Origin of the sequence: Paenibacillus amylolyticus, assembly GCF_051136285.1 — a bacterium.
GTDB lineage: Bacteria > Bacillota > Bacilli > Paenibacillales > Paenibacillaceae > Paenibacillus > Paenibacillus amylolyticus_F.
The window spans coordinates 3,375,217-3,399,652 of sequence record NZ_CP194938.1 but is presented as its reverse complement, the minus strand read 5'-3'; the positions used below and the strand labels follow the sequence as shown (position 1 = coordinate 3,399,652).

The 24,436-nt window shown below is 48.4% G+C and carries 17 protein-coding genes; 14 read left to right on the top strand and 3 right to left on the bottom strand.

What is annotated here, in order from left to right:
* Nucleotides 1–25: 25 nt before the first annotated feature.
* From ACR8BL_RS14830 to nagZ, 4 genes are all read left to right on the top strand, one after another.
* Complete coding sequence (locus ACR8BL_RS14830; protein ID WP_434748385.1) at nt 26–1,135, top strand: ABC transporter ATP-binding protein; 1,110 nt, start codon at nt 26–28, stop codon at nt 1,133–1,135.
* Nucleotides 1,136–1,213: 78 nt separating this feature from the next.
* The gene (locus ACR8BL_RS14825; protein ID WP_434748384.1) at nt 1,214–1,930 is read left to right on the top strand and encodes a hypothetical protein; all 717 of its coding nucleotides are present in this window, start codon (nt 1,214–1,216) and stop codon (nt 1,928–1,930) included.
* The gene (locus tag ACR8BL_RS14820) at nt 1,927–3,096 is read left to right on the top strand and encodes an exo-beta-N-acetylmuramidase NamZ family protein (RefSeq protein WP_434748383.1); all 1,170 of its coding nucleotides are present in this window, start codon (nt 1,927–1,929) and stop codon (nt 3,094–3,096) included. The genes ACR8BL_RS14825 and ACR8BL_RS14820 overlap by 4 nt, the downstream gene beginning before the upstream one ends.
* A gap of 75 nt (nt 3,097–3,171) precedes the next feature.
* Nucleotides 3,172–4,866 carry a beta-N-acetylhexosaminidase gene (gene nagZ, locus ACR8BL_RS14815; RefSeq protein ID WP_434748382.1) on the top strand — a complete coding sequence of 565 codons (1,695 nt, stop codon included), beginning with the start codon at nt 3,172–3,174 and terminating at the stop codon, nt 4,864–4,866.
* Between the two features lie 661 nt (nt 4,867–5,527).
* Here the strand turns inward: nagZ and ACR8BL_RS14810 are convergent.
* A complete protein-coding gene (locus ACR8BL_RS14810) occupies nt 5,528–6,964 on the bottom strand; it encodes a serine hydrolase (RefSeq protein ID WP_434756362.1) in 1,437 nt (478 codons plus the stop codon).
* 222 nt (nt 6,965–7,186) lie between these two features.
* On the opposite strand from ACR8BL_RS14810, the gene ACR8BL_RS14805 reads away from it, so the two are divergent.
* Nucleotides 7,187–9,202 carry a methyl-accepting chemotaxis protein gene (locus ACR8BL_RS14805; RefSeq protein WP_434748379.1) on the top strand — a complete coding sequence of 672 codons (2,016 nt, stop codon included), beginning with the start codon at nt 7,187–7,189 and terminating at the stop codon, nt 9,200–9,202.
* A 281-nt stretch (nt 9,203–9,483) separates the two neighbouring features.
* A complete protein-coding gene (locus ACR8BL_RS14800) occupies nt 9,484–10,749 on the top strand; it encodes a DUF2087 domain-containing protein (RefSeq protein WP_434748378.1) in 1,266 nt (421 codons plus the stop codon).
* 190 nt (nt 10,750–10,939) lie between these two features.
* Here the strand turns inward: ACR8BL_RS14800 and ACR8BL_RS14795 are convergent, their stop codons facing one another.
* Nucleotides 10,940–12,940 carry a methyl-accepting chemotaxis protein gene (locus tag ACR8BL_RS14795; protein ID WP_434748377.1) on the bottom strand — a complete coding sequence of 667 codons (2,001 nt, stop codon included), beginning with the start codon at nt 12,938–12,940 and terminating at the stop codon, nt 10,940–10,942.
* 241 nt (nt 12,941–13,181) lie between these two features.
* On the opposite strand from ACR8BL_RS14795, the gene ACR8BL_RS14790 reads away from it, so the two are divergent.
* From ACR8BL_RS14790 to ACR8BL_RS14760, 7 genes are all read left to right on the top strand, one after another.
* Nucleotides 13,182–13,856: an AzlC family ABC transporter permease gene (locus tag ACR8BL_RS14790; RefSeq protein WP_434753131.1), complete on the top strand. Its 675-nt coding sequence runs from the start codon at nt 13,182–13,184 to the stop codon at nt 13,854–13,856.
* Nucleotides 13,847–14,176: an AzlD domain-containing protein gene (locus tag ACR8BL_RS14785; protein ID WP_434748376.1), complete on the top strand. Its 330-nt coding sequence runs from the start codon at nt 13,847–13,849 to the stop codon at nt 14,174–14,176. The genes ACR8BL_RS14790 and ACR8BL_RS14785 overlap by 10 nt, the downstream gene beginning before the upstream one ends.
* 144 nt (nt 14,177–14,320) lie before the next feature.
* A complete protein-coding gene (locus ACR8BL_RS14780; protein ID WP_434753130.1) occupies nt 14,321–14,977 on the top strand; it encodes an SGNH/GDSL hydrolase family protein in 657 nt (218 codons plus the stop codon).
* Nucleotides 14,978–15,122: 145 nt separating this feature from the next.
* On the top strand, nt 15,123–17,360 hold the full coding sequence (locus ACR8BL_RS14775) for a hypothetical protein (RefSeq protein ID WP_434748375.1): 2,238 nt from the start codon (nt 15,123–15,125) through the stop codon (nt 17,358–17,360).
* Nucleotides 17,353–19,278 carry a glycosyl hydrolase gene (locus tag ACR8BL_RS14770; protein ID WP_434748374.1) on the top strand — a complete coding sequence of 642 codons (1,926 nt, stop codon included), beginning with the start codon at nt 17,353–17,355 and terminating at the stop codon, nt 19,276–19,278. Before ACR8BL_RS14775 ends, ACR8BL_RS14770 begins: the two co-directional genes overlap by 8 nt.
* Nucleotides 19,279–19,357: 79 nt before the next feature.
* Nucleotides 19,358–20,494 (top strand): glycoside hydrolase family 88 protein, encoded by a 1,137-nt coding sequence (locus tag ACR8BL_RS14765; RefSeq protein ID WP_434748373.1) that lies wholly within the window; start codon nt 19,358–19,360, stop codon nt 20,492–20,494.
* Nucleotides 20,495–20,515: 21 nt separating this feature from the next.
* A complete protein-coding gene (locus ACR8BL_RS14760) occupies nt 20,516–21,004 on the top strand; it encodes an NUDIX hydrolase (protein WP_434748372.1) in 489 nt (162 codons plus the stop codon).
* 105 nt (nt 21,005–21,109) lie between these two features.
* Here ACR8BL_RS14760 and ACR8BL_RS14755 read toward each other — a convergent pair whose 3' ends face one another.
* Nucleotides 21,110–21,715 (bottom strand): hypothetical protein, encoded by a 606-nt coding sequence (locus ACR8BL_RS14755; protein WP_434748371.1) that lies wholly within the window; start codon nt 21,713–21,715, stop codon nt 21,110–21,112.
* Between the two features lie 226 nt (nt 21,716–21,941).
* Between ACR8BL_RS14755 and ACR8BL_RS14750 the strand changes: the two genes are divergently transcribed.
* On the top strand, nt 21,942–24,317 hold the full coding sequence (locus ACR8BL_RS14750) for an Ig-like domain-containing protein (RefSeq protein ID WP_434748370.1): 2,376 nt from the start codon (nt 21,942–21,944) through the stop codon (nt 24,315–24,317).
* Nucleotides 24,318–24,436 lie beyond the last annotated feature (119 nt).

Here is a 24,436-nt window from a genome sequence, read left to right as displayed (position 1 = left end):
TGACAATGTAAAGGGGGATCAACCTATGGCACGCGTGGAGTTTCGCCAAGTGCGCAAAGAGTTCAAAGACGACCATAAAGGAACGTTCACGGCAGTCGCCGGTTCGGACTTTGTTATAGAGGATAAGGAATTTGTCGTGTTTGTCGGTCCTTCGGGCTGCGGTAAAACAACCTCACTGCGCATGATCGCAGGGCTTGAAAAACAAACCAGTGGGGATATCGTTATCGGGGATCGGATTGTGAATGATCTGCATCCCAAGGATCGTGATATCGCCATGGTCTTTCAGGATTATGCATTGTATCCGCACATGACTATTCGGGAGAATCTGTCCTTCGGTCTGAAAAATCTCAAGAAACCGAAGTCCTATATTGACGAGCAGGTACAAAATGCTGCTTCGATCTTGGGTTTGGAAGCCATGCTGGAGCGTAAGCCACGTGAATTGTCTGGAGGACAGCGTCAGCGTGTCGCTGTAGGGCGGGCGATTGTGCGTGATCCGCAGGTGTTTCTATTCGATGAGCCGCTTTCGAATCTGGATGCCAAGCTGCGTGTGCAGATGCGCGTAGAGCTGGGTGAGCTGCATAAAAGGCTAGGTGCGACCATCGTTTATGTTACGCATGATCAGGTGGAGGCCATGACGCTCGGGGAACGGATCGTTGTTATGAACCATGGGGACATTCAGCAGGTTGCTTCACCGAAGGAGCTGTATGCCAGCCCGCGCAATATGTTTGTAGCTGGATTTATTGGCTCGCCTGCGATGAACTTTATTGATGCTCATATTGAAGGCACAGAAGTTAAGGTGGAAGGTGCCTCCTTTACGCTTCCTGATGATGTGCTGCAGCGGTTAAGCATATATCAGGGTAAACGAGTCATTCTCGGACTGCGCCCGGAACATATTTTTGGCGACGATGCCGCGTTTAACATCCCGAAGGATCACACATTACAGGCACGTGTTCAGGTAGTAGAGCACCTCGGGTCGGAGAATCTGCTCTACTTCCATCTGGGGAGCCGAACTGTAACGGCTAAGGTGCACCCTGAGACACATGCGTACGTAGGCATGGACAAAATTTTTGTGCTGGATATGCGCAAAGCACACTTTTTTGATCCGGAGACGGAGATAGCGATTGGTCGCGAATAAGAATCCATCGTGATAAGAAGCTTATATCATGCTCTTGACGAAAAAAAGCTTGTAGTAATCACAGAGGGGAGAACACCTATGCGTAAACTGAGTGAAGTGCTGGTCAAGTCGGGGGTAGAAATCTACCGGGATATTATTCCAGTGGCGTTGTACAGTGTAGGGAGTTCCGTACTGCTCGTTCCGATCTTGATGTTTGCACCCATACCGGTGGCTGTGCTGCTGCTAGCCGTCATCTATATGCCAATCTTGTTTGGTGTCTGCTATGCAGTACATCATCGGTTGGAGCGGAAAGTGCGCCGTAATGGACTGACTGATCTGTGGGAAGGTACATTGAAGGGACTGCTTCCAGGAGGTGTGACGGGACTGCTGTTTGCACTGCTCGTTTTCGTTCTCTGGTCAACCTGGTGGTATTATGGCGGACGTGGCAGTATGGTGGGAATGGCAGTAGGTATGTTCCAGACGTTCTTTGTCATTCTGGCAATGATTTCACAGTTCTACACCTGGCAACTTATTTTGCAAAAGGGATTGGGCACCTTTCAAGCAATGGGCGAGAGTGTGAAGCTGTTTTTTCGCTATCCGGGGTATACGGTGGCAGCCTGCTTCCAGGCAGTGTGCCTTACGGCACTGCTTATGCTGACGGTCGTGGGGTTCGGTGCTTTATTTGCAGGCATGTTTGCCATCTATCAGCATAAGGTCACACTCAATCTGATTGAACCTAAGGAGGAATCTGTTTCGTCGTCCAGCGGGAACGACCATCAGCAGACAGGCTGGCTGAGCGAAGGTCATGTATCATGAGAGTGAAAACGGGAGCAGATGTGCTGGCTGAGGGAGGCACTCATCCCTGGTTGTCTGGTGGTGCACGCATGGGATTGGTGACGAATCCGACTGGGATCACGGCTGAATTTGTGTCTACGGTGGATGTATGTGCTGGTCTTCCAGATACCCAGCTTACGGTACTGTTCGCATGTGAGCATGGATTGACTGGAGAGCTGCAGGCAGGTGTCCCTTTTGCAGATTCAGTGCATCCTCGTTACGGCATACCGGTATACAGCTTGTACGGTACACAAAAAAAGCCGCTGCCTTTCATGCTGGCCGAGGTGGATATGATCCTTTTTGATATTCAGGATGTGGGTGTGCGGTATTATACGTATGCATCAACGTTATTCCAGATGATGGAGGCATGCGGCGAAGCGGGAAAACATCTGCTGGTGCTGGATCGTCCTAATCCGCTTGGCGGTATGGAGGTCGAGGGAGGTTTACTACAGGAGGGATATCAATCTTTCGTAGGCGCCTGGACCACACCCATCCGTACGGGAATGACCATTGGTGAGCTGGCCCTGCTCGTCAATGCCGAGTGTTCCGAACCCTGTTCATTGGAAGTGATTGCAATGGAAGGGTGGCGGCGCGGGATGAATTTTGCAGAAACTGGCCTACCCTGGATGATGCCCTCGCCCAATATGCCAACGGTAGATACTGTGCGGGCATATGCGGGAATTTGTCTGTTCGAAGGTACCAATGTATCGGAAGGCCGAGGTACAACAAGGCCATTTGAATGGATTGGTGCTCCATGGATCAACGGCGAGCAACTGGCAGACGCGATGCAGGCACATGGATTGCATGGGGTTCATTTTCACCCGGTGTATATGACGCCAGCCTTTTCGAAACACGCAGGTGAGCTGTGCGGGGGTGTGCGAATTTTTGTTACGAATGAAACGGAATTTCGTTCGGTAGAAACGGGTTTGCTGCTTTTGCATGAGATCGCAGTGGGATATTCCAAACAGTTTGAGTGGCTTGAACCTCCGCGTGAAGGCTCCAGATATTTTATTGATTTGCTTACCGGGGGTGCAGAGGTTCGTGACGTTATTGATGACAGTGAACGCTTATCCGATCTAATGGCACTTTGGCGTGAGCAGGAGCAAATGTGGCGGGAACGACAGAACCCTTTTTTGATATACGAATAGAGGAATAGGTATGCTCGAGGGAAATACGAACCGGCTTGAGGGGAAGGATCGATGTTCATGGGAGGAGGGCATGGTATGCACAGCTTGAAGGACAGGGTCAAGCAGAGACTTGGGCAGATGAGCCTGCGTGACAAAATTGGACAGATGCTGTTATGTGGATTTCACGGAACAGAGCCGGAGGGAGAGGTAGAAAAGCTACTTCGAGGTTACCCGATTGGCGGCATCGTTTATTTTGCAAGGAATGTCGTTTCGCCTGAGCAGGTAGAGCGGCTGTCTGGTGGTTTACAGGACATCGCGCATGCGAGCGGTAATGTGCCTCTTTGGATCGCCATTGATCAGGAAGGCGGCATGGTGGCCCGAATTACAGAGGGTATCGCACTGATGCCTGGACAGATGGCCATTGCTGCGGCTGGATCGGTGCAAGATGCTTATGAGGCGGCACGTATCAGTGGAATGGAACTGCGATCGATGGGTATCAATATGAACTTTGCCCCTGTACTCGATGTGAATAACAATGCGAACAACCCGGTTATCGGTGTACGGTCGTTTGGGGAATCCGAGGAAAAGGTAGCCGAATTCGGTGCAGCAACCATTGCGGGCTTTCAGAATGCGGGTATCGCTGCGACGGCCAAACATTTCCCTGGTCATGGCGATACGGATACCGATTCTCATCTCGATCTTCCTGTAATCACCCATGACAGGGCAAGGGTCAACCGGGTTGAGCTTGCGCCGTTTCGTGCAGCAATAGCGGAAGACGTGGATGCTATGATGTCTGCTCATATTTATTTTCCGGCACTGGAGCCGGAGCGCCTACCTGTCACATTGTCCCATTCGGTATTAACCGGATTGCTGCGCAAGGAGCTTGGGTATGAAGGCATTATTGTGACTGATTGCATGGAGATGAATGCTATCGCTGTTCATTATGGCACCGTTGATGCAGCGGTGATGGCGGTGGAAGCAGGAGCGGATATTGTGCTGATCAGTCACACGGCACAGTTGCAGATGGAAGCTTTTGACGCATTGATACATGCAGTAGATAGCGGACGGATCAGCGAGCGCCGGATTAACGAGTCGGTTACACGTCTGTTGACGTTTAAAGCAAAGCGTGGGGTGCTTGAGAGGGAAAACGATGTGGCCGATGTGGAGCTGATGAATGCATTGAGCCCAGACTCCGTTACAGAGCATAGAAGTGATGTAGCCTCATCAACTGTGACGTTTCGGCGTAATGATCCGATACATCAGAAGGTGGCTCAGCGGATTAGTGAGAAGAGCATTACACGGGTCAGGGATACCCAACATATGCTACCGCTAAAAAGAGAGCGAACACTCGTGATCACTGTTGCATCAGAAGTGACAAGTATCGCGGATGAACAGTTGGGCGGTGCAGCAACACTCGGAGCGGCTTTGTCTGCCCAAGGTCTGGAGGTCGTGGATTGGATGGTGCCAGCGGATGAAGTTGCCATATCCTCGGCTCGTCTGCTTCAGGCCGCAGAAGCGGAGGATATTACACAAATTGTAATTGGTACATATAACGCAGGCAGCCCTTCCGGTGACCCGCAATGTCGATTGATCGGCTGGCTTCAACAGCTTGGTAAACCTTTGGCTGTAGCTGCACTTCGCAGTCCATACGATCTGTTGAAGCTTCCCGATGTGCAGACGTATATCGCAGCTTATGAGAGCCGACCTCTTGCCATGGACAGTGTAGCGAAAGCATTGATCGGCCGGATTCCATTCGAGGGCAACCTACCCGTCTCGCTGGATGTCGGTTAGTATGATTTAGCTGAATGCTGGCGATCACCAGAATTCGTAGTGTGGGGTAGCTTAGCCTTGAGTAGGTGGCTAAAAATAACAAAGGGACGGAGCTCTTATGCTTCGTCCCTTTTGTGTTATATCATACTCTCATTATTGAACGTGTAGAGAGCTTGATCATGTAAACCTTATCTAATTTTAGCGCCCCCCGATGATGATATGATCCGTTTTGGTGGATTCTGAAATCTAACGATCTCCAGAAGCGCTATTTGGGCAATATTACACGTTTTTATTTTCTAACGGTCTCAGCAGAGCTTATTATGGGGAATCGATGCGAAAATAGGTGTTGATCATGTGTTTTTAGCAAAATAAGGTTGCTGGTGATCGTTAAAATTCTCGAAGGCTCTTTATCACTCCAATAAGCTCATCTGAGATCGTTAGAATAAACAAGGGGTGGGGGAAGGCTTTAGATCCAGTCTCCACTCTGAAAACCTCAACCTACCCACCACACCCTAACCGAACCTAAAAACCTCAAAACCTCAAAATCTCACTCAACCTCAGCCTAAACCCAACCCAACCCAACCCAACCCAACCCAACCCAACCCAACCCAACCCAACCCTCAATCCCAAACTTTCAACCCCAACTGAATCGGTGGCTCCGTTATGATGCTTTAAGTGACTATCACAACTGCAAAGCTTCGGCCGTTCGTGCCTCTACGTCATTCAACAGCGAGGTCATATCCATGCCTGCATGATTACCGAGCAGGATAATGGTAATATCATCGGATAGATTGCGTGAAAATGCTGTCGAGAATCCGCCGCCGCTTCCATTGTGGAAGACAGTACGCTTCATTCCATTTTCCTTAAGAATCCAGGCGTAGCCGTAATTTTTATTGGAGTAGGGCTCGTACATCGTGTCAATCGTTTCTTGACTTAAAATCTGGTCGGTGTATAACGCCCGATCCCATTTCAGCAAATCGTCCACGGTCGAATAAATCGTTCCTGACCCGGATTGTGAAACATAGTAAGGTGCAGGCGCCCATCCTTTACCTTGCTGAACAAAGCCACTGTTTGTATGCACTTTGCGGGATGTCTCTCCCGAGTCTTTCATACCTAGCGGTCCCCAAATGGTTTGTTGCACATAATCGGCATAACTCATGCCGGATACCTGTTCTACAACATACGCCAGTAAAACGTAACCGCTATTGCTGTATAGATAGGCACTGCCAGGTTCAAACTTCAACGTTTTGTGCCGAATCTCTTCAACAGTTTCCTCAAGTTTCGTGCCTTCACCGCGACCGAAAGCCGAAGGCAGTCCCGACCTTTGGGACAGCAACATATGCAGGGTAATCTGATCTCCCTTCGGGATACCCGAAATATAGGTAGAGATCGGATCTTGAACGTTCAACTTACCGGCTTCGGCCAAACTTAAGATGGAAGCAGCTGTGAATGCCTTGCTCAAGGAGGCGATTCGGGTCTTCTGGTCCGGACGATTCATTGTTTGTTCATCGGCAAGACCATACCCCTGTCTCAACAATACTTCTCCATTCCGTGCAATCAGAGCCATACCCGGATAGTTAATCTCGCGCAGATACGTATCCACGCTAGCCACTTCAGAATTCAGCAAGCTGACCTGATCAGTTAAAATACCAACACGGATCTGGCCTGAAGGTGTTCGCTGGACCTTAATATCAGCCTTAAGAGCATTCGCCAAGGTACGAACAGGAATCATTAATGTACCGTTAATGGTACGTGAATTCACCGGAGCAGCTAGAGCAACATGATTTATTTTGATGGAGTTACTGCCAGCTTGATGCACCAGCTTGTCCCTGCCAACGGTAATGATTGCTGTTTTGGTACGGGCATCCCATTTCAAATCCCCTTTGACAGATTGAACTACATCCCGTAGAGGAACAAACGTTGTGCCTTTTAGAATAACCGGAGCATTCTGCCAGAATTGCTGCTCTCCATTAACTTCAATGTGCACAGATTGTGTGTTCTGCGCTGCAGAAACAGTAGAGTGGCTAGCCAGCCCAAATACCGGGCCTACGCATAGTATGAGTGCTAATAGAATACGAAACATAGATGGGTAGACACGGCTAGATATAAGTTGTTGCATGTGAAACTTGCGTAAGATTTGAACCCGCTCCTTCCAAGTGTTTCATGAAAAACCAATATATGATTATTGTAAACGATCCCAACAAGGGGGTCAAAAACAGAGTATACCTATGTAATAGGATTAGATCATTAAAAATGCGATTATTTAGTATTGATACATAATGTTTCGTGGTGAACTTTCCGATAAAAAGAGTTGAACTTAAGGATGGGAGATAGATAGATAATGAAAAAAGGGTTTCAAAAAAGACTTCAAACAGCACGTACAACGAAGAACGAATTCCAGTCCTGGTTTACGTTGACGGTGAAAAAACGGCTGATTGCGGCATTGCTTTTGTTCCTGATTGTTCCTAGTCTTAGTGTAGGGTGGCTGGCTTATCTTAAGGCAGCAGATCAGGTTAACCTGGAGATCACTCGTTCGGCACAGGCCAAAGCGGAAATGCTTAGCTTGCAAATCGATCAGATGCTCAGTATGGAGAAGGACAACGTTGCACAGATCGCATCGGGAATGACATCCGAAGACATTATTAACAAGTCACCTGCGATTCAAGCTCAGATGGATCGGATGTCTAAAAATCATAAAGAACTGGGTGTACTTACGGCAGGAGCCGAGGATGGAAGCTGGATGAAGTCTCCCGATCCGGGGAATCAGATCTATGATCCACGCGAACGCCCGTGGTATAAAATGGCAATGTCACAATCTGAACCAATTATCTCGGATACCTACCAGTCTTCATCGACAGGAGAATGGGTCGTGACGGCGGCAGCCAAACTGGCAGATGGGAAAGGTGTTTTTGGTGCCAATGTAAGCCTGAATCATCTGAAGGAGACGGTTGACCAGATCCATATCGGCAAAGCAGGGAAGCTGTATATGCTGGATAATGGCGGGAAATTTTTGTTCCATTACAAGATTGAAGCAGGTACACAGTCGAATCAAAGTTACATTAACGAGATGTACACAAAAGATCAGGGAACCGTGAAGTATACATATGATGGTCAAGCGATGGAGGCGGTGTTCTACACGAATCCGGCGACAGGCTGGAAAATTGTCGGTGAGATGATCCCTTCTGAAGCAGTGGAGTCCGTGCAGCCTATCATGATCCGAGCGATCACTCTTGTAGGCGTAGCAGTCATTGTGGGGATCGTGTTGATGATCTTTATTATTCGCAGCATTCACCGTCCATTGCAGCAGTTAACGCAAGCGGCATCTCAAGTAAGCGCAGGGGATCTGACGGTTCGTGTAGGCCTGCAGCGTAAGGATGAATTCGGTCAACTCGGAGAAAGCTTTGATACCATGACGACATCATTACGTAATGTACTCGGAGAAGTACATGATACATCCAGCCAGTTGGCAGCATCATCCGAGGAGTTGATGGCAAGCTCCGAGCAGACCTCCAAAGCAACCGAGCAGGTGGCCGAGTTGATGCAGGATGCTGCAGCAGGAACGACAATGCAGAATGCAAGTCTTGCAGCAACGGAACAATTAGTCGGTGAAATGTCACTCGGAGTGAAGGAGATCTCTGCAAGAGCAGGGGATGCGGAGCGTATTGCGATCGAAGCATCTTCGAAATCGGAAGCGGGTATGGTCACGATGCAGGAAGCCGTATCCTATATTCAGCAGGTGAATGATGAGAGTAAGGCTATGGAGGTTGTCATCGATGATCTGCGAGCGAAGAATGATGAAATTCTGGAGATCGTAGCGGAGATTACCGCCATTGCCAAGCAGACGAACATTCTGGCACTGAATGCTTCTATTGAGGCTTCAAGAGCAGGCGAGCAGGGGCGTGGATTTGCAGTGGTTGCAAACGAAGTGAAAATGCTTGCGAACAGTTCCGGCGCTTCGGCAGAGCGAATTAACGAGCTTATGCAGGAGATGCACGAGAAGACACATGCCGTACAGTCTACTTTTGCACGTACAGGTGAAGGCATGGTGAAGGGCTCGCAGATGATCGAAGAGGCAGGAGAAGCCTTCGAGACGATTCGTGATGCGGTCCGAACCGTTGCAGCACAGGCTGAGGAGGCCGCTGCAGCTTCCCGTCAGATTGATCAGGGAATGGGGCATGTAAACAAAGCTGTAAACGAAACGATGGTTCTGTCCAACCGGATTGCTGCGGGAACGGAGGATGGCTCGGCTGCCGCTCAGGAGCAACTTGCTACAATGGAAGAGGTTGCTGCATCATCAGCAGCCCTGTCACGCATGGCAGAGGATCTGCAGAGCATGATAGAACGATTCAAACTGTAATGAAATAAATAGGGAAACAGGTATGAAGACTGTCGGGGTGATGAACCGGCAGTCTTTTTTTCTAGCAAAAGGTTAATAGTTGTGTTTCTTATTTCTAATTTATTCATTTTGTTTGACAATAATAAAACAAAATAATAATATATCTATAAATAAACAAACGAGCAAGTTAGTGAATGAAGATTGGAAAACAGAAAACAAAAAATATTGAGATGAAAAAGCTGAAATTTTATTGAAAAACAATTCAAATTATATTGGAAAGATTTTAGAAAGGATGGTGACGGATGAAAGCCTCGGATTCAAGATTACAGACAGCTTCTCTCGAAGAGATCAAACGTGGATATGTGGAGGAAGGGTTGGCCTATTCATGTATCTGTTGTGGTTTTACAACGGAGGCAGGAATTATTTATCCCGAAGAGGGAGTGCTGTATGACGCAGTTCGTTATATGCGTGTTCATATTGAGAAGGTACATGGGTCCGTATTTGAATATTTGCTGGAACTGGATAAAAGCGTGACGGGGTTGTCCGATGTGCAGCGAGGTCTGCTGGCTCAGTTTTATGAAGGGAAAAAGGATGCAGAAGTGCAGCAGGCTTTGGGCATCGGCAGTGCGTCTACCATTCGAAACCACCGGTTTGTTTTGAAGGAAAAGGAAAGGCAGGCCAAGATCTTTCTGGCGTTGATGGAACTGTTGAAAAATAAAGACCTTCATGCTCCGGCAGCATGGGTATCCCCAATCATAAAACAAGAACATACGATTCATCAGCATTCTTTTGATATATCCGAAGAGGAACGTGAATATGTGCTGCGTAGTTATTTTCCGGAAGGTACGAGCGGCCCGATGACCACGTTTCATATGCAGCAAAAGCATAAGTATATTGTGCTCACGGAGATCGTCAAACGATTCGAGCCACAGCGTCACTACACCGAAAAACAGGTGAACACGCTCTTGAAGAGGGTGCATGACGACTATGTTGAGATCCGGAGGTATCTGGTGGATTACGGTCTGTTGGAGCGGAAGGAGGACGGCAGCCAGTATTGGCTGGGTAGTTCGGTAGAGAAAACACGTGACGACAGAGGACAGGGAAGGCAACCGGGCGAACAAACTGAGCAATTATCCGGAACATCATCACAAGTTGTGGAACAGCAAGATCGTGAAGGAAAAGCAGATAAGGGAGAGAAGCGCATGAATCGGCGTAAAGAGTTACAGGAACAGGCGAAAGAGGTCAAAACAGAAGCAGGTGTGTACCAGATCCGGAATGAACGAAATGGCAAAGTGTATATCGACAGCACACCGAATCTGAAGACGATTAATGGACAGCAATTTATGCTACAAATGGGAAGCCATTTGAACCGACGTTTGCAGGCGGAATGGAATGAATACGGTGAGAGCGCCTTCGTGATTGAGGTGTTGGAAGTGTTGAAAAAAGATGATAATCCCTACGCTGATTCGAAGGACGCACTGGCTAAATGTCTGGAACGCTGGTTTGAGAAACTCGAACCTTACGGAGAGCGTGGCTACCACGGGGAGACCAGACCATCTAATCAATAGACAAATAGGGTTCACTCCTACCTCAATTTTAACAATTTCAGATGAGTTTAATTTGGCGATACGGGGTTTAGCAAGAATGGCTATCCAAATAAAAAAGACCCTTTGCTGTAGAGTCAGCAAAGGGTCTTTTTTTGTGGTGATATGCTCTAATGCGCTCACCAGATGGCGATAACTTGACAGTGATCATCAGTTATAGCTTGAATTGCTCCACCAGCTTCTGCAGCTTACTAGCCAGGTGTGCAAGTGAATCCGCTGAGGAAGATATTTCTTGCATGGAAGCTACTTGCTCTTCTGTCGCAGCAGAGATATTCTCTGTGCCATCTGCATTCGTTTCCGATATCGTATGAATGTTGTCGATGGACTGCACTACTTCTGCTGTGCTGGCAGACATCTCCTCTGAAGCTGCTGCAATATTCTCAAGCTGCTGATTGACAATTCCAACAGCCTCGCTGATCTGCACAAAAGCATCATCGGCAAATTGTACTGCTCGAATGCCACTCTCCACGTCTTTTTGACCCAGATTGACATTTTTATTCGCTTGGGAGATTTCTTGCTGAATGGAGCTAACCATCTCAACAATTTTCTGACCGGATACGCTGGATTGCTCCGCCAGTTTGCGAACTTCACTTGCTACAACGGAGAAGCCGCGTCCATGCTCGCCAGCACGGGCTGCTTCAATGGAAGCATTCAACGCAAGCAGATTGGTTTGGGCTGCAATATCTGTAATGACAGACACCATCTCACCAATCGAAGTGGAATGCTGATCCAGCCGTATGGCGGTCTCTGCGATACCTTGCACGAAATTCTGGATGGAGCCCATCTCCGATACAGCGGTTTTGATGGTCGAATTCCCTTGTTGTGCAAGTTCACTTGCTTGCATAGCAGCTTCAGATACTTGCTGTGTACTGTTGGTTACTTGTCCGACCCCTCCGGCAAGCTCATTCATCTGCTGCGCGGTATGTTTCAGGCTGTTCGCCTGCTTTTCAATACCAGCTGCAGACTGCTCCGTAATGAGAGCTACTTGCTCCGTGGCTTTGGTCGTCTCAGACGAATTAATGGCAAGCTGTGCGGAAGAGGCAGTAAGCTCGTCAGCCGTATGACGCACATCCTGTATAACGTTACGGAGAGATTGACTCATTTTGTTAAAGCTGTTGCTGAGTTTACCGAATTCATCCTGTCCTTTCACAGCAACCTCAATGGTCAGATTGCCATCACTGATCTCGTTGGAGGCTTTGACAAGTCGATTGAGCGGTCTCGTAATGGCTTGTACAATCCAGTAGATAATAATGGAGCTGATGACAATCGCAATCGCGATAACAATAAGTGTAGTGTATAGAATCGGACGAACCGTTTCCGTGACCTCATCATTGTCTATAACACCGACAACCGTCCAGCCAGTTGTTTCATTGGTGACAAAGAAGGCATGTTCATTTTTACCATTTTGCGTATATTGCAGATCACCGTTTTTCTGTTCAAAAATATTTTTGTAAGGTTCCATCGTGCCTTCGGTACCTGGTTTCTCGGTTGGATGTACGATGATTTTATTCGCATTATCAATAATGTAGATATATCCTCTTTTCCCGATTTTGGTATTGTTAACCGTCTGGGAAAGAGCTTCAAGGGATAGACTTACCGAAACGACACCATGACCATCACCGGTCGTTTGAGCGACCGAAGCAACGACATTACCTGTATTACTTGAGATGTACGGTGTGATTACTGTAGGCACGTCTTTGTTGTCTGAAGCTGCTTTAAACCAAGGACGTTCACGGGGATCATATCCCGGCTTGTTCACGGCGGTCACCGGAGAGTTGATATAGACACCTTTATCTGTTCCAACGGAAGCGAGCTCGACATCGCTATGGGTATCTTTGTATGCATCCAGTAAGGTACGAATGGTTTTGGTTTCATCTCCTTGAACAGCTCCGACATTACCAGCATCGAGCTGACTTGCCAGGAAATCCACATTTTTGCGTGTAGCTCCAATGATCTGATCAATGGTCTGATTAAGCACGCTCACACTGCTATTGGCATTCTCAAACATTTTTTCTTCGACCTTGGCATTTGCTGTCTGGAATGAAATGATGCCTAAACTAATGGTCGGGATCAGCAGCACGATGGCAAATGACAGTATCAGTTTCTCTCTCATCTGCAACGTTCGTTTCCCCTTTGGCTGCGTCACTTTCTTCATAGTACATTCTCCCCCTGTCAACTCTCCCGAAATGACATAAAATGTGGTATATTTATAAGTTAATGTGCGAACCGATTCTGAATTTATGATTAGAATTTTCTGACCCAGAATGGTATGTATCGATATATATCGGTTGCACATGATTAAAATTAGAGAGGAGTTGTACTTGATTTTGGAACAAAATGCACTAAGGTCATCCGGATATGAGAACGATGTAAAAGTTCGGGATGATGCGACATTTATGCAGGGGGTTCGTGATTGTGTACCTACACTGCTTGGATATTTAAGTATTGGCTTTGCGGCGGGGGTTATCGAGATGACTGCAGGGCTGAGTTTTGCCGAGACCGCATTGTTAAGTCTAATTCTGTATGCAGGTTCTGCCCAGTTCATTGCAGCAGGTATGCTGGCTTCGAATGGATCAGCATTAGCAATCATCTTCACCATATTTTTTGTGAACCTGCGGCATTTGCTGCTCAGCGCAGCTGTATCTCCGTATTTCAGACATCTGACACCGCTTAAAAATATGTGGATCGGCTCACTGCTTACGGATGAATCATTCGGTGTGGCGATGACACGAGCCATTGGTAGGAAAACGCTCAGTGAACGCTGGATGCATGGCCTGAATATTACGGCATATTTGAACTGGTTTGCTGCGAATATGGCGGGAGCATATTTTGGACGCTGGATCACGAACCCGGATCGGTTAGGACTTGATTATGCACTGCCAGCTATGTTTATCGGGCTAATTGTGCTTCAACTGATACATCGCAAAAGCAAAAAAATACATATTAATGTAGCGATCATTGCAATTGTGTGTGTCATCTTAGCAAGTATGGCTTCACTAGGTAGTCTGAGCATTATCATAGCAGCGGTTGTTGCCGCAACGATGGGAGTGTTTATGGAACGATGGAAGTAAGATGGGATGTGTTCTGGATTATTATGGGCTCGGCATTGCTTACATTTATCCCCCGGGTATTGCCACTTATGCTCTTCAGTAAAATACAAATTCCGATGTGGCTGATGCGCTGGCTTGAATACGTGCCTGTCGCTGTTATGGGCTCACTCATTGGTCAGGAACTGTTCATGTCAGGCAGCCGCCTTGTGCCAATTACAGAGAATACGGCCTTGTGGGCAGCGCTGCCCACAGTTGCTGTTGCCATCTGGACACGCAGCCTGCTCGGCACGGTGCTGGTGGGTATTGTATCGATGATGATATTACGTTACCTCATGGGATAGGAAGAGATGATGGTAATGAAAACGCTATTTTCTAATGAAGCTAAAAGGGATAAGATGGAGAAAGAAGAATGGAATAGTCCATTTTTGCAGAGATAAAGCAGTAGATATCATCCTATGTGTTGAGAGAAAGGAACGATGTCCAAGATGAAACCAAGTCCATCTATGATTTTGTTTCAAGGTGATTCTATTACAGATGGTGGGAGATCACGTGATGGGGATCTGAATCATGTTCTTGGTCACGGGTATGCGTATCTGATCTCAAGCCGACTGGGCATGGAGCTGGCGAGTAAGCAAAAAACGTTCTATAACCGAGGGATTAGCGGAAATCGGGCATCCGATCTGTATGCACGTTGGAATGAAGACACGTATAGTCTGAAACCGGATCTGATCAGTATTCTGATTGGGGTTAACGATGCCTGGCGCTTCATGAATGAAGAACCTAGAGGGTACACGGATCGTTTTGCCCGGGCGTATCGTCACTTGCTGGAGGAAACGAGGGAGGTTATACCGGATACCGGTCTTATTCTGATGGAACCTTTCATTCTGAAGACGGGAGCAACGTTGGAGAAATGGGAGGGCTGGGAGAAGCTTATGGCAGAATACCAGCAGCAAGTTCGGGAAATGGCCGAGCAGTTCGGAGCCGTGTGGGTTCCGCTGCAGCAAACGTTCAATGCAGCTCTGGAGCGGGCTGATGCCTCCTACTGGCTGTGGGATGGCGTCCATCCTACTGCGGCGGGTCATGAGTTAATTGCACGCCAGTGGTTGTCCGTTGTGCAGCAATCTCCACTTGCTATTGTGTAGCGGGAAGCAGGAAACACATTGATTTTCGTAAACAATGTGTAATAAATAAAGAGTTCCTTATAGTATTTGATTTATGGCTCGTACTCCAATTTCTCATACCGTATTCGGTTGAAGGTTCTATCTTAAATTCCATAAGCGAAACGTGGTGAATGCTGTGCAAGGCTCCAATCACGACATTGAGAATAAACCTATGCATATACGTACAAGAGGGGCTGCAGATGAATCTGGGGCTGGGGGGATTGACTGGCCAGATGAACAGCGTATCCAGCAGGTACTTCATAACATTAATAAGCGAAATCATGGTCAGGAGAGTATAGGATGGAAGGCAGGTAAACTTCGGGAGAGATTGTTTAGGCCAGAATTAGCTGAGTTGCTCGAAGATTTGCAGACATATGGAGAGCGGGCATTAAATGGACCGTTGCCTCTCCTGACATTTCAATTGTTTCGACAGTTTGGCACGACGGGAGATCGCAAGGCTTACGAGCATGTTTATTTCGACCGACGCGGTAGATTGGCAGCCGTGTCCTTGCTTGCGCTCGATTCGAATGCCCCCGATATGTTCCATGCTCTTGAAGAGATGTTATGGGCGGTATGTAATGAGTATACGTGGTGTCTTCCAGCACATCTGGGAACGGGAGAAGCGGAGCAGGTGGAAGGTAATATTGACCTCTTTGCCGCAGAAACGGTACATATGCTTGCTGAAATTGTGGGGATTCATCGTCATCATCTCGATCCTCTGGTTGTTGAACGGATCAGTATGGAGGCGGAGCGGCGTATCTTTACGCCGTTATACAGGGAAAAGCGGGCGTATCACTGGCAGACGGCAGATCACAACTGGTCTGCTGTCTGCGGAGGGTGCTGCGGTATGGCTGCCATGTTGCTGCTAGAGGATAAAATGATGCTCTTGGAGTCCACCCGGCAGACGCTTGGCTGTATGAAGGCGTTCCTGAGCGGATATGGCGAGGACGGCGGCTGTGCCGAAGGGATTGGATACTGGGTCTACGGGTTCGGTTACTTCGTCTATTATGCCGAGATGTTATTGGGCTACAGTGGAGGGGCGTTAAATCTCCTGACGGGTTCCAAAATAGCAGCTATAGCAGCATTTCCGCTGCGAATTCATCTGTCAGGCGGAATATTTGTCAATTATTCGGATAGCTCGGAGCATGAAGAGATTCCATCAGGACTGTTGTCCCGGTTAGCCGCACGATTCGGGATGCAGGTGGATCTGCCCTTACACATTCCTCGGCTGACAGACGATCCTTGTCGTCGCTGGGCCCATCTGCTGCGGAACGTGATGTGGAGCGCTCCGGCGGTCTATGGACGTGTGCATGAAGAAGCGGCTGTGCAGGCGAATGGCGGATTTATTTTTCAACAGCTTAAATGGATGGTTGCCAAGGGAGCCCTTCATGTACCGAATGCACGGGAAGAAGAGGGCAGTCTGCGTTCCGACAGAGAGTGGATTCAGGCGGCGTGTTCGTTCAAAGGCGGTCATAATGATGAACCTCACAACCATAATGATCTGGGACAAGTGATTATCCATTGCGGCGGTGAAAATATACTGTGTGACCCTGGAGCAGGGGTGTACACTCAGGCGTATTTTGCTCCAGGGCGTGAGCGGTTATTTCATATCTCGTCTGCCGGCCATAATGTGCCGTTGATTCAAGGTTGTGAACAGGGCTCTGGCAGGCAGGCTGAAGCCGAACTGCTGGAGTTCAAGCTTGAGCCGGATGGATGTGGAATGCAGGCTGCTTTGGATCTGACGCGTGCATATCCTGAAGTAGAATCGTTGCATCAGTACACACGCCATTTGTGCTGGAGGATCGGAAAAGATGGTGCCGTGGCAACCTTACGAGTTATAGATCGGTTTCAATGGAGGGATGGCGCAGAGGATGACTCTGTGAAATTCTCGGTGGAGCAGCCATATGCCGGATCGCGGGTTGTTGAACGTTGGATAAGCCGGATATGTCCAGTGGTAGAAAAGGAAGGCCAGCTTAAGTGGCAGGCTTCACGCGCCAACATGTACATGATATATGATGCCATTCAGTGGCAGGCTGAGACGGAAGCGGTGCACACCATGGGTCATGATCAGGTACCTGTTACATTTTATCGTACATCCCTTATGTGGAAAGGGAATGAAGCAACAGCGACAAAGGGCGAGGATGAAAGATTCGGAGATGTGTTAATGCCGACGGGAGTTTCGGAAACCCAAGATTTCTTGGGAACTCTGGAGGTCTTGGAAAGTACGGATGGTGGAGATACGCCAGGTGTTGCAGGGGAGCAGGCGCACGGGATAGCTAATCTAGACATGCCGGAGATTTTATGTCAGGTTGATTTTATTATTGAATCCCATAAAAGAGAAACCGAGGTGAGTCCACGTGAGTAGTTATACAGCCACAGCGACATATCCATGGCATACGGAGCTTGAGCAGTATCGGACATTGGCAGCAGAGGCTGGCCCCGCACCGGCAGATGGCTGGAATCGGGAGCGCAAGCTGGCTCTCGTTCAACAAATTGTCAACGCTTACACGAAGATTCAAGATATGAATGGAGCTATTATCGATCCATACTCAGGCATAGAACGCTATTATTCCACGCCAGCTTATGCTATGGCCGCAGCTGTACTAGTGGATGTAGGGCATATGGAGCTTCTGGATTCTGCATCGGCGGCTCTATCACAGAGCATTGATGCGGTGGTCAACGGCAGCGCTCCAGACAATCATCCGGATTTTTTTCCTGTGCTGATGATGCGGGCTTATATGTTGCTGAGGCCTCATCGACCTGAACAAGCAGCCATCTGGGCTGAGGCCCTCCAAACCATTGATCCTGAGAGTGACTATGTGTTTACAATGAGCAAGATGAACAATGCCAATCGGATGATTAACTGGAATGCCATTATGATCTCAGGCGAATATTTGCGGTGGAGTGAGCAGCTTGCGAGTGAGGATAAGGCATGGATGGATCGTTATCTGGGGGCGTACCATCTACCACGCTTTACCGCGCTTGGATTGTATCAGGATGGGCCACTGGATCGGCCCAATTGTCCGTTCTCTTATGATATCGCTACCCGTTATCATCTTGAAGTGATGCTTGATGCCGGATATGAAGGCAAAGTCGCAGATGCATTGCGAGAGAGACTTCGTCACGGTGCGTTCAGCTCATTACTGATGTTGTCTCCGCTGGGAGAAATACCACCTCGGGGTCGTAGTTCCCAGCACCAATGGAATGAAGCTGCGGCTGCTTATGTATGCTCGGTGCACGCCAAGCTGGCGTTGCAAGCGGGGGATTCGGTAATAGCCGGGGCGTTTGCACGAGCGGCCAATCGTTGTTTTGAAGCTGTGGAGCGCTGGCTGATGCCGGATGGACGTCTAAAAATCGTACGCAACGAATATGCACCTGAGAATCGACACGGATATGAAATATATACGAATCACACCTGTTACAATCTGTGGACGGCCGCCGCGCTGGCTCATGCTTGTCTATGTGATCCAGATGAGGATATCGCTCCATTCTATCTTCCCTCCGAGATTGGAAGCAGGGTGTTGCGGGCCGATGGCTGGTTTGAAACGATACTGTCCTCTGTGCCAGGCCAGCAGATGGTTCTGCACACCGCACTGAATGACCCGTATACGATTCCCGGACTGGTACGAATACAGCAGGCTGGCCTACCAGGGTTAATTGGCCCGTCTGCAGCTAGCCATATGCAGGCAGGATTCACGGAATTTGCAGAAGGGGTTGTTCGTCCTTTGAGTTATTGCCCTGCCTGGAAGACTATCGATGGGGTCTGGCATAGTCTGGCCGAAGGTATCCCGTCTGGTAGCGACTATGACCGTGATGCGGGAATCAATCCGGCTAGCGGCGGTGGTTCGATTGTGTGTAAGCTGGAGGCTCAGAGGGCTGAGATGGTTGAGGCTTCCAGGTTGAACAACAATGCGGAGAATGCTTTTGAGATCACATGGACGGGGCCTCTACCTGGAATACAGTCTGTAAGCACCCGTTATGTGCAACGAGCAGATGAACTGACGGTGACGTATGAAGTCGAAGGTGAGATTGAGGCGGTGGGGGCCTTGATTCCGCTGATGTTCTGCGATGGCGAGGAGCAGGCTGTGATTACCCAGACGGAGCAAAGTGTGCGTACAGTGTACCGGGGAGCGTACGTTGAATCCACGGTACAGGATGCCGGGGCTGTGATTCAGCTGGATCAGCAGGAAGTGGCGTCACGCAACGGGCTGTTGAAGCAGGCTCGAATGGAAGTTTACGGTGCACAGCAACTGACTTTTACCGTTCGATTGGGACTGAACTAAAGAACACCAGAAGCAGTCAAGCTATCCATCTATGTATGCATGCGATGCGATCTCGCATAGAAACTGGAGGGACAAGATCATGGATACTTCAACATCGGCAACATGGCTGGAGGAAGCATGGCGGCAAGGGGCAGTCAAGACGATTCGGAATGCGAAACGAATCAAGGATACCTTTCCTCATACTTCAACCAATGGTGTGTACGACAGGAATGATCCGGAATGGTGGACAGCCGGTTTTTGGCCTGGGCTGTTATGGCTAGTGTACCGAGATGATCCGGATCACGAATCTGCGGCGGAGCTGTTACGCATCACCGATAGCTGTGAGCGGCAGCTCGAAGGTTGTCTGCGTGATCCGGATGCTGTGGATCACGACTTGGGTTTCATCTGGCTGCTTAGTGGCGTAGCGAGCTACCACCAGATGGGCAGCGAGGAAGGGCGACGCCGCGGCCTGCTGGCCGCGAATCTGCTCGCTGCCCGCTTTCATGTGCGCGGTGAGTTCATCCGCGCATGGAACTTTAGCTCGTCAATGATGGACACGCGCGGCGTTGCCATCATTGACAGTATGATGAACCTGCCGCTGCTCTACTGGGCATCCGAGCAGAGCGCCGACCCTCGCTTCCGCTGGCTGGCGGAAGCACATGCGGACACCGTGGCGCGCGAATTCATCCGCGCAGACGGGTCCATCTGCCACGTGGTGGAGTTTGATCCACACACGGGGCAGAAGCTGCGGGAGCATGGCGGCCAAGGCCATGCTCCCGGGTCCGCCTGGGCGCGAGGTACCGCCTGGGCGTTGCACGGGTTTGCGCTGTCTTTCCGGTATACGGGCGAAGCCCGATATCTGGAGACAGCGGAGCGAGCGGCCGATTTCTTCCTCGCCATGCTTGGCGAAGATATCGTGCCGGTGTGGGATTTTCGCGCGCCTGCGGAGCATCGGGCGGCGTGGGACTCGTCCGCTGCGGCGATTGCCGCGAGCGGCCTGTTCGAGCTCGCGAAGCTGTCGCCGCGCGGGCCAATCTACGCCGCCGCGGGAGAGCGCATCGTCCGCGGCTTGTATGAGCATTACAGCTCCGGCGAATCGGCAGCGGAGGAAGGGCTGATCATGCAGGGAACAGTTCATTACCCGGAAGGTCGAGGGATTAATGTGCCAATTATTTATGGCGATTATTTCTATATGGAGGCGCTGGCGAAGCTGCGCGGTAGTAAAGGGTTATTTTAGCTTAAAGTAGGAGGTTCCTAAATGTCATTCCCGACACATATCGTATCAGCAGGCGGAATTGTAGAAGATGGACAGGGGAATATCCTGTTGGTCAAAACCCATGATGATGGCTGGGTGTATCCTGGCGGAATAACTGAAGTTGGAGAGAACCTGATGCATGGCGTCATTCGTGAAATCCAAGAGGAAAGTGGGATCATCGCAACAGTAAGCCATTTAGTAAGTGTTGTTTCTAATACAGCTATTCATAAGTGGTATGACGGTGTAACGGATGTTCCTACAAAAGTCATGTTTGATTTTGTGTGCAGAGCAGAGGGTGGGGAGTTAACGACTTCTGAGGAAACGAGTGAGTGCAGGTGGGTTCCAAAGGAAAATGTTCTGGACATGATCACTTTACCCGCCATTCGTATGCGTTATGAGGCTTATTTAAACTTCAACGGTTCTGTAAACTATCTGGAGTATGGTACTGCGGCATCGACAGAACTACATGTCAAACTTCAAAGGCATATTTAAATATATGTAAAATAGTATCGTTAAACGTCTACCTGGTTGAACAGAAGCAAGAAATAGAACCGCCTACACAGGCTGGTTCTATTTTTGTTTTTTCTGATATAGATTTTACTTCGCTGGCGAACGTCTCAGAATAACAAAGTCAGCAGAGGACTGTTCGGGATATCGCTGGCGAATGATCTCATGCACTTTGAATTCGGGATAGTCAAACAGATAATGAAACAAATTCCGATCTTGTATAGTCTGCACGCCGGAATTCCCTTTCTCCTTCAGCCTTGTATAGATTACGACCCATTGGGTTGAAGTATGCAGAACATCGTTAAGAGTAGCCCGAAAGTCCGTCTCATCGGTAATATGATACAACACATCCAGACATACCGTTAGATCGGCTTGGAGAAAACCACGGTTGACCCATAGGCCCGGTGTATAGACCATGAAGCTTTTGGATGGATCACTGGCATATAACGACACACAGTGTTTTACGGATGAAGCTGCCACATCCATACCCAGATACTCGCCATAGTTCATATATTTCAGTTGGTTTCCATCTCCGCAGCCAAATTCGATGACCCGATGAATGCCCTCACGCTGGATTAATGCGTTAACCACCTCGGCTTTGAATTCGGCCAACACGCCATAGGAACCTCTGCCGGATGTTTCACCCGAACGATAGGTTTGTTCCCAATAGTTGATGTAATCAAATGACTGATTCACACAGATTTCCTCCGATTCTGAAAAATGATATTGTACCTGAATATCTCCTTATATTCAGGTTATGCGCCGTTAGTATCATTATGAATTGGACTCAGCACCCGTATTTAAATGAAACAGTAGTATGAATTACCATATAATCACCTGAAATTTTCCTGAAAGTCTAAACATCTGGAAAGTTCCTGCCGACAATATATAGTAGGAAAAAATTGACGATTATCGGAGGGAAATGATGTTAAAGCCAAGATTGACCAAGTACATGGTGATGATGCTGGTGTTGATGCTGAGTATTTCCAACGTAGGCTTGGCTGCTGCGGCAGAGAAAGAACTGTCTAAAATTGTGGTTTCCAAGAATGAAATGTCGCTCGAAGTCGGCGAATCAGGATCAGTGACTATAACAGGGGTATACTCAGATAACACCTCGGCAAACGTTACGATAAGCTCTTCCTGGAGTAGCAGTAATACTTCAATAGCAACTGCATATAACGGTTCAATTACGGCGAAGCAAGAAGGTACAGCAACGCTGACGGCAACGTACAAAGGGCTCACTCAGGACATTCAGGTTAAAGTAACGAAGAAGGTCAAAGCCCTTACGAAAAATGTTCAAAGCTTGGATTTGCGCAAAGGAGAAGCGAAGGACATCGCCTTGACCGCTACCTATAGCGACAACTCCACCAACGCAGAAGCGGCGGACACGGCTGTATGGACAACCAGTGATGAGAAGGTTGCTACCGTAGTAAACGGTAAAGTAACAGGTCAAAGCGCAGGTACGGCATTGATCACAGCGAAACTGGGTAGCCAGAGTATTACGGTAGATGTGAATGTTGAAGTCGTTAAACGTGTGGATGTGGACAAGAGTCAGGTTACTCTGCTTCTTAAACAGAAGGAAAATGTGAAATTAACAGCCACTTATCCCGATGGAACCACCAAAGATGTAACCGATCTTGCAGAGTGGACGTCGAGCAACGAAAAGGTTGCAGATGTGCTGAAAGGCAGTATTACCGGTTATTCGGCAGGTTCTGCCAAAATTACAGGTAAATACGGCACGAAGTCGGTATCTGTAGACGTCGATGTGGATCTCACCAGCAAGCTTAGCGTGGGGAAACAGAGTATTTTCTTCCGTTTAAGTGAGACCAATAAAACCGCTACTGTTGAGGTTACGGCTTCGTATCCTAACAACAGTGATGTGAATGTAACGGATCAGGCGACATGGACGTCAAGCAATGATAAAGTTGCTACAGTGTTCAAAGGCCAAATTACAGCAGTAAGTGCAGGATCAACAACGATCAAGGCCGCGTATAGTGGCAAAACGGTAGAGATCGCTGTGGATGTGGATACAGCGAGATATCTGGATATCAAAGATGTGAACGATAAACTGGCTATGAGTGTTACTGGTAACAACAGAACGAAAAAGCTGACAGCAAACGCCGAATATATTGATGCAAGCAAGGAAGATGTAACGTCCAAAGCGACGTGGACTTCCAGCAACGCAGATATTGTATATGTATCTGGCGGTGAACTGATCGCTTACAAATCAGGTACAGCTACAATAACCGCAGCCTATGGCGGTAAAACGGTGAAATTTACGGTGAACGTAGATGTTCCGGACAAGTATGAGATGGACAAAAAGAAAGCAATCGTTGCTGTTGGCGGAACCACATCTGCCAAAGTGCTTGCGGTGTATGGTGAAACGTCCAAGGATGTATCCGACGATGCAACATGGAGCAGCAGCAGCGAGAAAATCGCCGAGATAGACAGCAAAGGGGTTATTACGGGGGTAGCAATAGGTAAAGCGACCATTACAGCCAAGATCGAAGGCAAAACGCTGACACTTCCTGTTGAAGTAGGTATGGCGAGCGGCCTGGAGGCGGATGTGAATTTTGTCGTGCTGTCCGCAAAAGAAACACAATCCATTATCCTGACAGGCACGGATGGGGACGGGAATACCAAGGACGTCACGGCTGATGCAACTTGGAAATCCAGCAATGCCCGTGTAGCTGATGTGAAAAAAGGCGTAATCACAGGAAACAGCAGTGGTAAAGTTAATATCACAGCCGAATACGGCTCGCAGAAAATCACGATTCAGGTTGAAGTTGATGTGATTTCACGGATTGAAGCATCCGAACCGGATCTTTCCCTGAAATCAGGAGAAACGGTTGATCTGAAGGTAACAGCTATCTTGAGTGATGGTAGTGAGCGGGATATTACGGACAAAGCAGAGTGGAAATCAAACAGTTACAAAGTGGCTCAAGTGACCAAAGGCAAAGTGAAAGCACTTAGCTCAGGTAAAGCAAGAATCACAGCAAAATACGGCAGCAAAACAGTTACGATTGCTCTGGATGTTGATACACTGAAATATTTACAGACAGATAAAGTGACCTTGACTATGAAAGCGGGAGATAAGGCAACCGTTGTGGCTACGGCAACATATTTGGATGGCAGTGAGGCGAATGTATCCAAACCGGCTCTCTGGACATCCTCCCGTATTGCGACAGCTTCCGTAAAAGATGGTATCATTCAGGCGAATGGTAAAGGTAAAGCAACCATCACGGTCTCCTATGCAGGAGTAAGAACTAAGGTTACCGTAGTCGTTGAAGCAAAGTAATCCTGTCTTTTGAAGCCTGGAATATGAATCAAAAATAGTAGATGTCAAAAAGGTGATGTCAGCATTCAAGCTGATATCACCTTTTTGAGTAATATGCTGATGTAATTGCATATCGTTTT

What these genes read in the sequence shown, in the direction of transcription:
- ACR8BL_RS14765 (WP_434748373.1), top strand. Translation starts at nt 19,358, where the DNA reads ATGGATACTTCAACATCGGCAACATGGCTGGAGGAAGCATGGCGGCAA.
- ACR8BL_RS14760 (WP_434748372.1), top strand. Translation starts at nt 20,516, where the DNA reads ATGTCATTCCCGACACATATCGTATCAGCAGGCGGAATTGTAGAAGAT.
- ACR8BL_RS14805 (WP_434748379.1), top strand. Translation starts at nt 7,187, where the DNA reads ATGAAAAAAGGGTTTCAAAAAAGACTTCAAACAGCACGTACAACGAAG.
- ACR8BL_RS14825 (WP_434748384.1), top strand. Translation starts at nt 1,214, where the DNA reads ATGCGTAAACTGAGTGAAGTGCTGGTCAAGTCGGGGGTAGAAATCTAC.
- ACR8BL_RS14790 (WP_434753131.1), top strand. Translation starts at nt 13,182, where the DNA reads ATGCAGGGGGTTCGTGATTGTGTACCTACACTGCTTGGATATTTAAGT.
- ACR8BL_RS14810 (WP_434756362.1), bottom strand. Translation starts at nt 6,964, where the DNA reads ATGCAACAACTTATATCTAGCCGTGTCTACCCATCTATGTTTCGTATT.
- ACR8BL_RS14830 (WP_434748385.1), top strand. Translation starts at nt 26, where the DNA reads ATGGCACGCGTGGAGTTTCGCCAAGTGCGCAAAGAGTTCAAAGACGAC.
- nagZ (WP_434748382.1), top strand. Translation starts at nt 3,172, where the DNA reads ATGCACAGCTTGAAGGACAGGGTCAAGCAGAGACTTGGGCAGATGAGC.
- ACR8BL_RS14800 (WP_434748378.1), top strand. Translation starts at nt 9,484, where the DNA reads ATGAAAGCCTCGGATTCAAGATTACAGACAGCTTCTCTCGAAGAGATC.
- ACR8BL_RS14795 (WP_434748377.1), bottom strand. Translation starts at nt 12,940, where the DNA reads ATGAAGAAAGTGACGCAGCCAAAGGGGAAACGAACGTTGCAGATGAGA.
- ACR8BL_RS14785 (WP_434748376.1), top strand. Translation starts at nt 13,847, where the DNA reads ATGGAAGTAAGATGGGATGTGTTCTGGATTATTATGGGCTCGGCATTG.
- ACR8BL_RS14750 (WP_434748370.1), top strand. Translation starts at nt 21,942, where the DNA reads ATGATGTTAAAGCCAAGATTGACCAAGTACATGGTGATGATGCTGGTG.
- ACR8BL_RS14820 (WP_434748383.1), top strand. Translation starts at nt 1,927, where the DNA reads ATGAGAGTGAAAACGGGAGCAGATGTGCTGGCTGAGGGAGGCACTCAT.
- ACR8BL_RS14780 (WP_434753130.1), top strand. Translation starts at nt 14,321, where the DNA reads ATGAAACCAAGTCCATCTATGATTTTGTTTCAAGGTGATTCTATTACA.